This window comes from Kitasatospora sp. NPDC051164, assembly GCF_044455625.1.
GTDB lineage: Bacteria > Actinomycetota > Actinomycetes > Streptomycetales > Streptomycetaceae > Kitasatospora.
Window position 1 is genome coordinate 86,598 of the sequence record NZ_JBITFB010000033.1, and the last position, 12,965, is coordinate 99,562.

Consider the following 12,965-nt stretch of genomic DNA (forward strand, 5'->3'; position numbering starts at 1 on the left):
GCGCGGGGCTCAGCGCCGTACGGCGTCCAGGGCGAGCAGCGCCACGTGCAGGGACAGGCAGGACTCGACCTGGTCGAGGTCGACGCCGAGGATCCGCTCGACCTTGTGCAGCCGGTCGTAGAAGGACGGCCGGGACAGGTGCGCGGCGTCCGCCGCGGCCGACTTGTTCCGGCCCTGCTCCAGGTAGATCCGCAGCATCTGCACCAACTGGCCGTTGTGCTCGGCGTCGTGGGCCAGCAGCGGGCCCAGCTCGCGCTCCACGTAGGTCTGCAGCCGGGCGTCGTCGCGCAGCAGGTGGAGCAGGCCGCGCAGCCGGACGTCCGGCAGCCGGTAGTAGGAGGAGGTGCGGCCGCCGCCGGGCGCGTCGTGCAGGGCGGCGTCGGCGACCTGGGTGGCCTCCAGCAGGGTGCGCCGGGCGTCGCGGACCGAGCCGACGGAGGAGCCGACCGCGACCACCGGGCCCGCCGGGTCGGCGCCCTCCCGGGCGGCCTCGGCGGACATCCGGCGCAGGGCGGCGGAGAAGGAGTCCAGCGCGGAGTGCTCGTCCTGCTGGGCGCCGAGCGAGATCAGCAGGCCGACGGCCTCGTCGTCCAGCGCGCCGACCAGGGCGGAGAGCCGGCAGGACCGGACCGCGCTCGCGGCCAGCTCGGTGAAGTCGCGCAGCCGGGACTGCGCCTCCAGCGCGGCCGGGATCGGCCCGCGCCGCTGCCGCAGCACCACGCCGACCAGCCGGCGGCCCTCCAGCGGGACGCCGAGCGCCTGGGCTCGCAGCGCCGCCTCGGAGACGGTCAGCGCGTGGGTGAGGATGCCGGAGAGCAGGGTGCGGTGGGTCTGCCGCTCCAGGCTCTCCCGGTCGCGGACCACCAGCCGGTTGAGCGCCAGCGCGGAGGCGCCGCGCTCCAGCAGCATCGCGTGCGGGTGGGTCTCGCCCTCGGGCAGCGGGCCGGGTTCCAGGACCAGCACCAGCCGGCCCCAGTCCTGGCCGCGGGCGCCGACGGTGGTGACCAGCCAGCCGCTGCGCGGGTCGTGGCCGGTGCGGCCGGACGGGCGGACCCCGCGCGAGCGGCGCTCCCAGTCCTCCAGCACCTCGGCCTCCGGACGCCCGGCGGTGTCGTGGGCGAGCACCTGGTGGGCCAGGTTCTCCAGGACGACCGGCCCGCCCGCCATCCGGGCCACCTGCCGGATCACCTCGGGCGGCTCGGCGCCCTCCACCACCAGTTCGTTGAACACCTGGTGGACCGACTCGGAGGCGCGCAGCTGCTCCAGCTGGGCGTTGACCACCAGGGCGTGCACGGCCTCGGTGACGGCGACGAAGCGCAGCTCGCGGCGGAGCGTGATCAGCGGCAGCCCGCGCTGCTCGGCGGCGTTGACCAGCGCGCGGGGGAGCGTGTCGAAGTAGCGTCGCCCGTACTCGACGACCAGGCCGGCCACCCCGACCTCGTCCAGCTCGCGGACGTAGCGGGCCAGGCCCTCGCGGTCCTCGGGCAGCGCGATGCCGGTGGTCAGCACCAGCTCGCCGCCCCGGAGCATCCCGGCGACGTCGGGCAGCTCGCTGACGTGGACCCAGCGGACCGGCCGCTCCAGGTGGTCGGCGCCGGCCACGACCTGGGGCAGGCCGCGCCGCATCACCTCCAGGTCGAGTACTCGGGCGACGGTGGGGAGCATCGCGGGCCTCCATGGCCGGGGGACCAGAGCGGGGACGGTGGGCAGAGGTGGTCAGAGTGTCAGGTGAATCATCCATCCCCGCAACGACCTGTTGCCCTGGCGGGGCCCTTGCACCCTGTAAGGCCCTTCGTGTCGAGATTGTCGCAGTGACCCTTGTCACGCCCCGGCGGCAGCGGGCATGGTCAGCGGGTCGGCTGTGGCGGAAAACCGACCTCACGCCGGAATCCGTCGCGTTGACCAGAACGCAACCGTGGAATCCCTTGTCCGGAGCCAACCGGACTGTCAGGATCGCGCAACCCCGATGATCGACAGGACGGATTCCCGCACCCCGCAGACCCCCACCGCGGGAGGCGGCGCTCCGTCGCTCAGTCGTACCACCGGCACTTGGAGGAACCAGATGGACCTGACCGACTTCGGCGCGGGCGCGCAGTACATCGCGGGCCGCCTGACCCGGGGGAACGGCGAGCCCTTCCAGGTCGTCAACCCCGCCGACGGCAGCGTGGTCGAGCAGGTCGCCCTGGCCACCGCCGAGGACGTCGACACGGCCGTCGCCGCCGCGAAGGCCGCCCTGCCGGGCTGGTCCTCCGCCACCCCCGGGGCCCGCTCCGAGGCGCTCACCCGGCTGGCCGCCGTGCTGACCGACGCCTGCGGCGACCTCGCCCGGGTGGAGACCGCGCAGACCGGCAAGCCGGTCAAGCTGGCCACCGAGTTCGACGTCCCCGGCACCATCGACAACGCCGCGTTCTTCGCCGGTGCCGCCCGCAACCTGGAGGGCAAGGCGGCCGGCGAGTACTCCGGCGACCACACCTCGTACGTGCGGCGCGAGGCGATCGGCGTGGTCGGCTCGATCTCGCCGTGGAACTACCCGCTGCAGATGGCCGCCTGGAAGATCCTCCCGGCGATCGCGGCGGGCAACACCATCGTGCTCAAGCCGGCCGAACTGACCCCGCTGACCTCGCTGATGTTCGCCCGGGCCTGCACCGCGGCAGGCATCCCGGACGGCGTGGTCAACGTGGTCACCGGCGCCGGGCGCACCGCCGGCGAGCACCTGATCGGGCACCCGGACGTCGCGATGGTCTCCTTCACCGGCTCCACCGCCGTCGGCAGGCGGGTTGCCGAGATCGCCACCGCGAGCGTCAAGCGCACCCACCTGGAACTCGGCGGCAAGGCCCCGTTCGTGGTCTTCGACGACGCCGACCTGGACGCCGCCGTGCACGGCGCCGTCGCCGCCTCGCTGATCAACAGCGGCCAGGATTGCACCGCCGCCACCCGCGCGTACGTCCAGCGCCCGCTGTACGACGCCTTCGTGGCCGGGGTGGCCGAGCTGTTCGCGGCGATCCGGATCGGCGACCCGCTGAACCCGCGGACCGACCTCGGCCCGCTGGTCTCGTACACCCACCGGGACCGGGTGGCCGGCTTCGTGGAGCGCGCCCGCTCGTACGCCACCGTGGTCACCGGCGGACAGGTGCCGGAGAAGGGCCACGACGGCACCGACCTCACCCGGGGCGCGTACTACCCGCCCACCCTGATCACCGGCGCGGCCCAGGACAGCGAGGTCGTCCAGGGCGAGATCTTCGGCCCGGTGCTGGTCGTGCTGCCCTTCGACGGCGACGACGAGGGCCTGCGACTGGCCAACGACACCCCGTACGGCCTGGCCGCCTCCGCCTGGACGAGCAACGTGCACCGCTCGCTGCGCGCCACCCGGGAGATCGCGGCCGGGTGCGTCTGGGTCAACGACCACATCCCGATCATCAGCGAGATGCCGCACGGCGGCTACAAGGCGTCCGGCTACGGCAAGGACATGTCCCAGTACTCGCTGGACGAGTACACCCAGGTCAAGCACGTCATGTTCGACACCACCGCGGTGGCCCGCAAGGACTGGCACCGCACCGTCTTCGGAGACAGATAACCCCCGGACAAGGGCGCTTCCCCCACGCCCCCTCTCTCCCCCCAGGAGGCCCGTTCCATGGCGTTCAACGAGCTCACCGACGGTCTGCCCGAACCGGTCCGCAAGGCCTGGGAGCGCAGCCTGACCAGCGGCCGGGCCGCACTCGGCCGCCGCACCCTGCTGCGCGCCGCCGCCCTCACCGCCGGAGCGGGCACCCTGGCGGCCTGCGGCATCCCGGCGGCCCCCCGGTCGACCGGCGACTCCACCGCGAATGCTGCCAAGGACCTCTCGGACTCGGAGAAGGAGGTCGCCTTCTCCAACTGGCCGCTCTACATCGACACCGACGAGAAGGACAAGGAGAAGCACGGCACCCTGGACGCCTTCACCCAGGCCACCGGGATCAAGGTCAAGTACAACGAGGACGTCAACGACAACGTCGAGTTCTTCGGCAAGATCAAGCCGCAGCTCGCCTCCGGCCAGGACACCGGCCGCGACCTGATGGTGCTCACCGACTGGATGGCCGCCCGGCTGATCCGGCTCGGCTGGGTGCAGAAGCTCGACCCGGCGAACGTGACCACCGCGATCACCACGGTCGAATCGCGCTTCCGCGCCCCCGACTGGGACCCGGGCCGGCTCTACTCCTACCCGTGGGCCGGCATCCAGACCGTCGTCGCGTACAACAAGAAGGCGACCAAGGGGAAGGAGGTCACCAGCGTCTCCCAGCTGCTGGACGACCCCGACCTGAAGGGCCGGGTCACCTTCCTCTCCGAGATGCGCGACAGCATCGGGATGGTGCTGCTCGACCAGGGCAAGGACTCCGCGAAGTTCACCGCCGACGACTTCGACGCCGCGATCGCCCGGCTGCAGAAGGCCGTCGACGGCAAGCAGATCCGCCGCTTCACCGGCAACGACTACGGCCAGGAACTCTCCTCCGGCGACATCGCGGCCTGCATCGCCTGGGGCGGCGACCTGATCCAACTGCGCGCCGACAACCCGGACATCGAGTTCGTCATCCCGGAGAAGGGCTTCCTCTCCTCGACCGACAACATGCTGGTTCCGGCCAAGGCGCAGCACAAGGCGAACGCGGAAAAGCTGATCGACTTCTACTATCAGCCGAAGATCGCGGCGCAGCTGGTCGCGGGCATCGGCTACGTCTCCGCCGTCACCGGGATGACCGACGAGCTCGCCACCCTCGCCCCGGACACCGCGGCCAACCCGCTGGTCGTACCCACCCCCGAGATGGCGGCCAAGGCGCACGTGTTCCGCACGCTCACCGAGAGCGAGGAGAGCGACTTCGAGCAGAAGTTCTCCAAGCTCATCGGCGCCTGACCCCCACTCCCGGCAGAGAAACCCAGGAAGACACCACTCCATGACAGACCAGCAGCGCGACGCGGCCGCCGGCGGAGACGTCCGGCTCACCGGCATCGGCAAGACCTACGGCTCCTTCACCGCCGTCCACCCGCTCGACCTGACCGTCCCCCAGGGCTCCTTCTTCGCCCTGCTCGGCGCCTCCGGCTGCGGCAAGACCACCACCCTGCGCATGATCGCCGGCCTGGAGGAGCCCACCAGCGGCACCGTCCTGATCGGCGGCCAGGACGTCACCGCCCTGCCCCCGTACAAGCGGCCGGTGAACACCGTCTTCCAGAGCTACGCGCTCTTCCCGCACCTGGACATCTTCGAGAACGTCGCCTTCGGCCTGCGCCGGCGCGGCAAGAAGGACGTCAGGAAGCAGGTCGACGACATGCTGGAGCTGGTCGAGCTCGGCCAGTACGCCCGGCGCAAGCCACACCAGCTCTCCGGCGGCCAGCAGCAGCGCGTCGCCGTCGCCCGCGCGCTGATCAACCACCCGCAGGTACTGCTCCTGGACGAGCCGCTCGGCGCGCTCGACCTCAAGCTCCGCCGCCAGATGCAGCTGGAACTCAAGCGGATCCAGACCGAGGTCGGCATCACCTTCGTGCACGTCACCCACGACCAGGAGGAGGCCATGACCATGGCCGACACCATCGCGGTGATGAACGGCGGCCGGGTCGAGCAGCTGGGCGCGCCCGCCGAGCTGTACGAGAACCCCGCCACCACCTTCGTGGCGAACTTCCTCGGCCAGTCCAACCTGCTGCCCGTCGAGGTCACCGGCACCGAGGGCGGCGACCTGCTGCTGAGCGCGGGCGGCGTCCGCCTCGCCGTGCCGAAGGCGCGCTGCGCCACCGACGCCAAGCGCGTCCACCTCGGCGTGCGCCCGGAGAAGCTCACCATCACGCACGCCTCCGAGGAGGTCGCCGACGGCCGCAACAAGCTGTCCGGCACGGTGCTCGACTCCAGCTTCATCGGCGTCTCCACCCAGTACGTGGTGCGCATCGACGGCGGCCAGGAGGTCACCGTCTTCGAGCAGAACATGGAGCGCGACGCCCGGATCGTCCCCGGCGCCGCCGTCCGGCTGCACTGGAACCCGGCGCACTCCTTCGCCCTGGACGCCTCGCAGGCGATCGACGCGGGCACCGCGGAGGAGGCCGCATGACCGCCACCACCCCGGCCGCGCCGCCCCAGGCCATACCCCCCGACGGCAGCCGGCTGCCGACGGCCGAGCGCAAGCCGAAGCTCAAGCTCACCCCGTACTGGCTGCTGCTGCCCGGCGTCGCCTGGCTGGTCGTCTTCTTCGCCGTCCCGATGCTCTACCAGGCGTCCACCTCGCTGCAGACCGGCTCGCTCGAAGAGGGCTTCAAGGTCACCTGGCACCTCTCGACGTACTGGGACGCGCTGGTCGAGTACAAGTGGCACTTCGTCCGCTCGTTCTCCTACGCCGCTGTCGCCACCGTGCTCTGCCTGGCCGTCGGCTACCCGCTCGCGTACACGATCGCCTTCAAGGCGAGCAAGCGCTGGCGCAACGTCATCCTGATCCTGGTCATCGCGCCGTTCTTCACCAGCTTCCTGATCCGCACGCTGGCCTGGAAGACCATCCTGTCCGACGGCGGCCCGGTGGTCGGCGCGCTGAACGCGCTGCACGTCCTGGACCTCACCAACCTGGTCGGCCTCACCTCCGGCGACCGGGTGCTGGCCACGCCGCTCGCGGTGGTCTGCGGCCTGACCTACAACTTCCTGCCGTTCATGATCCTTCCGCTGTACACCTCACTGGAGCGGATCGACCCGCGCCTGCACGAGGCGGCCGGCGACCTCTACGCCCGGCCGTTCACCACCTTCCGCAAGGTCACCTTCCCGATCTCGCTGCCGGGCGTGGTCGCGGGCACCCTGCTGACCTTCATCCCGGCCTCCGGCGACTACATCAACGCCCAGCTGCTGGGCTCGCCGAGCGAGCAGATGGTCGGCAACGGCATCCAGAAGCAGTTCCTGAACGTGCTCGACTACCCCACGGCCGCCGCGCTGAGCTTCATCCTGATGGCCCTGATCCTGGGCATGGTGACGGTCTACATGCGCAAGGCCGGGACGGAGGAACTGGTCTGATGTCCCGGATTCTGAAGTGGGTCCGCGCCCACCTGGTGGTGCTGGCCGGCCTGCTGGCCCTCGCCTACCTGGTGCTGCCCAACCTGGTCGTGCTCGCCTTCTCGTTCAACAAGCCGGTGGGCAAGTTCAACTACGAGTGGAACGAGTTCTCCACCGACGCCTGGACCAACCCCTGCGGCGTGGCCGACATGTGCCAGTCGCTCTCGCTCAGCCTGCAGATCGCGGTGTTCGCCACCATCGGCGCCACCGTGCTCGGCACCATGGTCGCCTTCGCACTGGCCCGCTTCCGCTTCCGCGGCCGCTCCGCCACCACCGCGATGATCTTCCTGCCGATGGCCATGCCCGAGGTGGTCATGGCCGCCTCGCTCGGGACGCTCTTCCTCAACATGCGCATCCCGTTCGGCTTCACCACCATTCTCATCGCGCACATCATGTTCTGCCTCAGCTTCGTGGTGACGGCGGTCAAGGCGCGCGTGATGAGCATGGACCCGAGGCTCGAACAGGCCGCCCAGGACCTCTACGCGACCCCCACCCAGACCTTCCTCCGGGTCACCCTGCCGCTGGCGGCGCCCGGCATCGCGGCGGGTGCGCTGCTCAGCTTCGCGCTCTCCTTCGACGACTTCATCATCACCCAGTTCAACTCGGGCCCGACCACGGTCACCTTCCCGATGTTCGTCTGGGGCGCCTCGCAGCGCGGCATCCCGGTGCAGGTGAACGTCATCGGCACCGCGATGTTCCTCGCCGCCGTCGCGCTGACCGTCGCCGGCCAGTGGCTCGGCAACCGCAGGAAGGCCACCGCCTGACATACGGTCGGTCAGCGGTGGCCCGACATGACACCTATCCGTGGAAAGTGGCTGATAATGCATGGACTCCGCTCGCGCACTCAGTGACGCCAGGCCCACCCCCTTCTGGCTGGAGGACCCGGGCCGGCCGGCGGCACTGCCCGCCCTGGTCGGCGACACCACCTGCGACCTGCTGGTCGTCGGCGGCGGCTACTCCGGCCTGTGGACCGCCCTCATCGCCAAGGAACGCGACCCCTCGCTGGACGTCGTGCTGGTCGAGGGCAACGAGGTCGGGTGGGCCGCGTCCGGGCGCAACGGCGGATTCTGCGCGGCCAGCCTCACCCACGGCTTCGGCAACGGCCTGGAGCGCTGGCCGTCCGAACTCGCCCAGCTGGAACGCCTCGGTGCCGCCAACCTCGACGGCATCGAGGCCACCCTCAAGCGCTACGGCATCGACGCCGAGTGGGAACGCACCGGCGAGATCGACGTCGCCACCCAGCCCCACCAGGTCGAGGAGCTCCACGAGGTCGCCGAGGCGGTCGCCCGCCACGGCCTCGACATCACCGTTCTGGACGCCGACCAGCTGCGCGCCGAGGTGAACTCGCCGACCTTCCTCGGCGGCCTCTGGGACAAGGAGGGCGTGGCGATGGTCCACCCCGCCAAGCTCGCCTGGGGCCTCAAGGACGCCTGCCTGAGCCAGGGCGTGCGGATCCACGAGCACACCCGGGCCACCGACCTGCGGGAGTACGGCAGCGGCATGGCCGCCCGCACCTCCTACGGCCGGGTCTTCGCCCGCCGGGTCGCGCTCGGCACCAACGTGTTCCCGTCCCTGCTCAAGCGGGTCCGCCCGTACATCGTGCCGGTGTACGACTACGCGCTGATGACCGAGCCGCTCAACGACGAGCAGCTCGCCTCGATCGGCTGGCGCGGGCGGCAGGGGCTCGGCGACAGCGCCAACAAGTTCCACTACTTCCGGCTCTCCGCCGACAACCGGATCCTCTGGGGCGGCTACGACGCGGTCTACCACTACGGCGGCCACGTCCGGCACGAGTACGACCAGCGACCGGAGACCTTCCGCACCCTGGCGAACCACTTCTTCCGCTGCTTCCCGCAGCTGGAGGGCCTGCGCTTCACCAACGCCTGGGGCGGCGCGATCGACACCTGCAGCCGGTTCTCGGCGTTCTTCGACACCGCGTACCGGGGCAAGGTCGCGTACGCGGTCGGCTACACCGGGCTCGGCGTCGGCGCGACCCGCTTCGGCGCCGAGGTGATGCTCGACCTGCTCGCGGGCGAGCGCACCGAACTCACCTCGCTGGAGATGGTCCGCAGCAAGCCACTGCCGTTCCCGCCCGAGCCGGTGCGCTGGGCCGGCATCGAGATCACCACCCGGTCGCTGGAGCGGGCCGACCGCAACGGCGGCCACCGCAACCTCTGGCTGCGCACGCTCGACCGCCTGGGGCTGGGCTTCGACAGCTGACCCCCGCGACCCGTGTAATCGGGACCCGCCGTCCGCCTCTCCTTGGTGACGGCGGGTCTCGGCCTTTCCCGCCGCGCCCGAACAGTACGAGCGGCAAGAAGCGGGGACAGACATGGAGAGCACCGGACTGCACTGGCTCGCCCAGGTGGCGGCGGACCCGGAGTCCTTCCGGGAGCAGTGGGAACGCACCGGGCTCGGCCTGATGCTGCTCCTGGCCGGCCGCCGCTGGGACGTCCTCTCCGTCCCCGGACGGCTCGGGCGCCCCGCCCTGTAGATCCTGGACACCGGCTCCTGCGGCCCCGTCCTCACCGACTTCGGCGAGGAGCACCTCAGCTTCCTGATGCCGCTCGGCACCGCCGCCCGCTGGGTCGGCACGGGCGTGCGCAGCGCTGGGGAGGGCACCTGGATCGTCGTCCCGCACCCCGAGCGCAACAGCCGGGGCGTGCGCTGGCTCGCCCCGCCGGACGGCTCCGGGCGGCTCAACGACCCGGTGCTGCTGGAACTCGCCCTGCACGAGGCAGCGGCAGGGCTCGGCGGGTGGTGAGGGGGGTCCGGCGGGTGGTTCGGCGGCTTCGGTGGGCGTTTCAGCGGGGTGTTTCGGCGGGTGGTTCGGCCGGTGGTGAGGGGGCTGACGATGGCGCGCGGGACGGGCGGTCGCGTCAGACTGGAGGCGTGACCACCGCCCCGCACGCCGTCGACGCATCCCTCCGACCGGGCCCCGCCCAGCTGCGCCTGGCCGGTCTGGCCGCGCCGGTCTGCGACCGGTACGGCCTCGCCCTGGCCGGTGGGCACGCGCTGCGCGCCCACGGCGTCGCGGCCTGCGCACAGGACGGGCTCACCCTGGTGACCGGCGGCGCCGACCTGCCGGAGGTCGCCGACGCGCTGGCCGAGGCGTACCGCGCGGCGGGTGGCGGAGTGGCCGAGCGACCGGGCACCCCGCGGCTGGAGCAGCTCACCGTCCGGCTGGCGCTGGGCGGCCGGACGCACTCGGTGGACCTGCGCAAGGAACCGCTGGCCCACCGGCCGGTCCGGCTCGACCTCGGCGCGCCCGGGCCGGACGAGCCACCGGTGGTGCTGCCGGTCGTCGCCCTGGAGGACGCGGCGGCGCTGACCACCGCGCTGCTCGTGGACCGGGGCATGCCGCGCGACCTGATCGACGTCCACGCGCTCACCCGCTGCTACCGGGAGGGCGAACTGCTCGCACTGGCACGGGAATTGGACCCGGACTTCCAGCCTGCGGCGCTCGCCGACCGGCTGGAGACGCTCGCCGAGGCGGCGGACGGGCGGTTCCGCGCCCGGGGTGTTCCGGCCGGCGGGGTGGATGAGCGGAAACGGTGGGCGCTGGCGTGGGCGCAGGACCTGCGGCTGGACCTGCTGGAGACCCAGGAGGCGGCGGACGGGCTGCACGATCCTTACCTGGAGGACCCGGACCCGGACCCGGAGGGTTCACCCTCGGAGGATCCGTCCCCGGAGGACGACGAATCCTGAGCCCCGTGGTGGGCGGAACACGTTCGGAGTAGCGACCGGACGACCTGTAAGGCTGAATCCGAGATCCCCGTCAGCCTGTTCGTTGAGCCGAGCCGAAGCGGCGAGCAGACTGGAGACGAGCGCGGTAGCCCCGTGAATTTCCGTCGCCCGGCCCACTCGCGGGCGGCGCCAGACCGGACCGGTGGCAGGACGCCGCCCGGGACTTCGGAGGCAGACGACCTTGAGCAAGCACATCATTCACTGGATCGGCGGCAAGCCGGTCGCCACCGCGGGTGCGGCGCCCCGTCGCGGCGACATCTTCGACCCGGCCACCGGTCAGGTCGCCGGTCACGTCGACTTCGCCGGGATCGCCGAGGTCGACCAGGCCGTGGCCGCCGCCGCCTCGGCCTTCACCGAGTGGCGCACCGCATCGGTCGCCAGGCGGGCCACGGTGCTCTTCGCCTTCCGGGAGCTGCTGAACGCCCGCCGCGACGAGCTGGCCTCGATCATCGTGGCGGAGCACGGCAAGGTGCACTCCGACGCCCTGGGCGAGATCGCCCGCGGCCTGGAGGTCGTGGAGTACGCCTGCGGAATCCCGCAGCTCATCAAGGGCGGCTTCACCGAGCAGGCCTCCACCGGCATCGACGTCTACTCGATCCGCCAGCCGCTCGGCCCGGTCGCCATCATCTCGCCGTTCAACTTCCCGGCCATGGTGCCGATGTGGTTCTTCCCGATCGCCATCGCGGCCGGCAACACCGTCGTCCTGAAGCCCTCGGAGAAGGACCCGTCCGCCGCCGACTTCCTGGCCGGTCTGTGGAAGGAGGCCGGCCTGCCGGACGGCGTTTTCAACGTCGTGCACGGCGACAAGGTGGCCGTCGACCGCCTGCTGGAGCACCCGGACATCAAGTCCGTCAGCTTCGTCGGCTCCACCCCGATCGCCCGCTACGTCTACGAGACCGGCACCCGCTACGGCAAGCGCGTGCAGGCCCTGGGCGGCGCCAAGAACCACATGCTGGTCCTGCCCGACGCCGACCTGGACCTGGCTGCCGACGCCGCCGTCAACGCCGGCTTCGGCGCGGCGGGCGAGCGCTGCATGGCGGTGTCCGTCCTGGTCGCGGTCGACCCGATCGGCGACGAGCTGGTCGAGAAGATCAAGCAGCGGGTGGCCACCCTCAAGGTCGGCCCGGGCTGCAACGGCGACTCGGAGATGGGCCCGCTGGTCACCGGCCAGCACCGCGACAAGGTCACCTCCTACGTGGAGTCCGGTGTCGCCGACGGCGCCGAGCTCGCCGTGGACGGCCGCAAGCACCCGGTCACCGCCGAGGACAAGGACGGCACCCCGACCGCCGACGGCTTCTGGCTCGGCCCGACGCTGTTCGACCACGTGAAGCCCGGCATGTCCGTCTACAACGACGAGATCTTCGGCCCGGTCCTCTCGGTCGTGCGCGTCTCCTCCTACGAGGAGGGCCTGGCGCTGATCAACGCCAACCCGTACGGCAACGGCACCGCCCTCTTCACCAACGACGGCGGCGCGGCCCGGCGCTTCCAGTTCGAGGTGGAGGTCGGCATGGTCGGCATCAACGTGCCGATCCCGGTGCCGGTCGCCTACTACTCCTTCGGCGGCTGGAAGGCCTCGCTCTTCGGCGACGCCCACGCGTACGGCCCGGACGGCGTGCAGTTCTTCACCCGCGGCAAGGCCGTCACCCAGCGCTGGCTGGACCCGTCGCACGGCGGCATCAACCTCGGCTTCCCCACCAACAGCTGAGCCCGCACCGCGCCGACAGGCCGGCCGGACCCCTCTCCCGGGGTCCGGCCGGCGTGCTCTTGCCCGCGCACCGCATCCGCGTTTGCATCAGCCTGCCGAAGCGCGTAGAGTTCTTCGAGCTGCTCGGCAGGGAGCACCGGACACGCATCGGCGCGGACGGTCCCGGGGTAGCCAATCCTCTGAAACACCACTTCCCAGGTTCGGGCTGGGTTGCGTCTGCATTTGTGCGTCGCGGCTCGGTTCTTATTCGGCGTGCTCGTTTTATCGGATTGCGGCTGGATTCGCTTTTCGGAGCTGGGATCGGCTAGAGTTTGAAACGTCGGACAGGGCGTCAAGCCCCGGAAGACACCGGCGAGTTGGATGAACGAAGCTTCGGAAACGGAGCGGAAAACATCTGATAAGCTGGGAACACGAAAGAACGAAGCCCGGAGGGTCCGCTGGAAGGCGGTCCGAAGGAAGCGTCCGTTC

The 12,965-nt window shown here is 71.2% G+C and carries 9 protein-coding genes and 1 pseudogene; 9 read left to right on the top strand and 1 reads right to left on the bottom strand.

Features of this window, described 5'->3' with window-relative positions; genetic code table 11:
- Positions 1-9 precede the first annotated feature (9 nt).
- Positions 10-1,665, bottom strand: coding sequence for a PucR family transcriptional regulator ligand-binding domain-containing protein (locus tag ACIBEC_RS37585; RefSeq protein ID WP_360504689.1), 1,656 nt, complete (start codon positions 1,663-1,665; stop codon positions 10-12).
- A gap of 397 nt (positions 1,666-2,062) precedes the next feature.
- Here ACIBEC_RS37585 and ACIBEC_RS37590 point away from each other — a divergent pair, with 397 nt between their 5' ends.
- The 9 genes and pseudogenes from ACIBEC_RS37590 (at position 2,063) to ACIBEC_RS37630 (ending at position 12,497) form a co-directional block, all read left to right on the top strand.
- Positions 2,063-3,574 (top strand): gamma-aminobutyraldehyde dehydrogenase, encoded by a 1,512-nt coding sequence (locus ACIBEC_RS37590; protein ID WP_360504691.1) that lies wholly within the window; start codon positions 2,063-2,065, stop codon positions 3,572-3,574.
- Between the two features lie 57 nt (positions 3,575-3,631).
- Positions 3,632-4,882, top strand: coding sequence for a spermidine/putrescine ABC transporter substrate-binding protein (locus tag ACIBEC_RS37595; protein WP_360504693.1), 1,251 nt, complete (start codon positions 3,632-3,634; stop codon positions 4,880-4,882).
- A gap of 40 nt (positions 4,883-4,922) precedes the next feature.
- A complete protein-coding gene (locus ACIBEC_RS37600) occupies positions 4,923-6,065 on the top strand; it encodes an ABC transporter ATP-binding protein (RefSeq protein ID WP_360504695.1) in 1,143 nt (380 codons plus the stop codon).
- Positions 6,062-7,006 carry an ABC transporter permease gene (locus ACIBEC_RS37605; protein ID WP_360504697.1) on the top strand — a complete coding sequence of 315 codons (945 nt, stop codon included), beginning with the start codon at positions 6,062-6,064 and terminating at the stop codon, positions 7,004-7,006. Before ACIBEC_RS37600 ends, ACIBEC_RS37605 begins: the two co-directional genes overlap by 4 nt.
- A complete protein-coding gene (locus tag ACIBEC_RS37610; protein ID WP_360504699.1) occupies positions 7,006-7,809 on the top strand; it encodes an ABC transporter permease in 804 nt (267 codons plus the stop codon). Before ACIBEC_RS37605 ends, ACIBEC_RS37610 begins: the two co-directional genes overlap by 1 nt.
- Positions 7,810-7,870: 61 nt before the next feature.
- Entirely contained in the window at positions 7,871-9,265 is a 1,395-nt protein-coding gene (locus ACIBEC_RS37615) for an FAD-dependent oxidoreductase (RefSeq protein WP_360504701.1), read from the top strand.
- Between the two features lie 112 nt (positions 9,266-9,377).
- Positions 9,378-9,809 (top strand): annotated as a pseudogene (locus ACIBEC_RS37620) (hypothetical protein).
- Positions 9,810-9,937: 128 nt separating this feature from the next.
- Complete coding sequence (locus ACIBEC_RS37625; protein WP_360504702.1) at positions 9,938-10,753, top strand: nucleotidyl transferase AbiEii/AbiGii toxin family protein; 816 nt, start codon at positions 9,938-9,940, stop codon at positions 10,751-10,753.
- A 220-nt stretch (positions 10,754-10,973) separates the two neighbouring features.
- Complete coding sequence (locus ACIBEC_RS37630; RefSeq protein ID WP_360504704.1) at positions 10,974-12,497, top strand: CoA-acylating methylmalonate-semialdehyde dehydrogenase; 1,524 nt, start codon at positions 10,974-10,976, stop codon at positions 12,495-12,497.
- The last annotated feature ends 468 nt before the right edge of the window (positions 12,498-12,965 follow it).

Excerpts from the sequence above, each read along its gene's own strand:
- ACIBEC_RS37585 (WP_360504689.1), bottom strand. The coding sequence starts at position 1,665 with ATGCTCCCCACCGTCGCCCGAGTACTCGACCTGGAGGTGATGCGGCGC.
- ACIBEC_RS37590 (WP_360504691.1), top strand. The coding sequence starts at position 2,063 with ATGGACCTGACCGACTTCGGCGCGGGCGCGCAGTACATCGCGGGCCGC.
- ACIBEC_RS37595 (WP_360504693.1), top strand. The coding sequence starts at position 3,632 with ATGGCGTTCAACGAGCTCACCGACGGTCTGCCCGAACCGGTCCGCAAG.
- ACIBEC_RS37600 (WP_360504695.1), top strand. The coding sequence starts at position 4,923 with ATGACAGACCAGCAGCGCGACGCGGCCGCCGGCGGAGACGTCCGGCTC.
- ACIBEC_RS37605 (WP_360504697.1), top strand. The coding sequence starts at position 6,062 with ATGACCGCCACCACCCCGGCCGCGCCGCCCCAGGCCATACCCCCCGAC.
- ACIBEC_RS37610 (WP_360504699.1), top strand. The coding sequence starts at position 7,006 with ATGTCCCGGATTCTGAAGTGGGTCCGCGCCCACCTGGTGGTGCTGGCC.
- ACIBEC_RS37615 (WP_360504701.1), top strand. The coding sequence starts at position 7,871 with ATGGACTCCGCTCGCGCACTCAGTGACGCCAGGCCCACCCCCTTCTGG.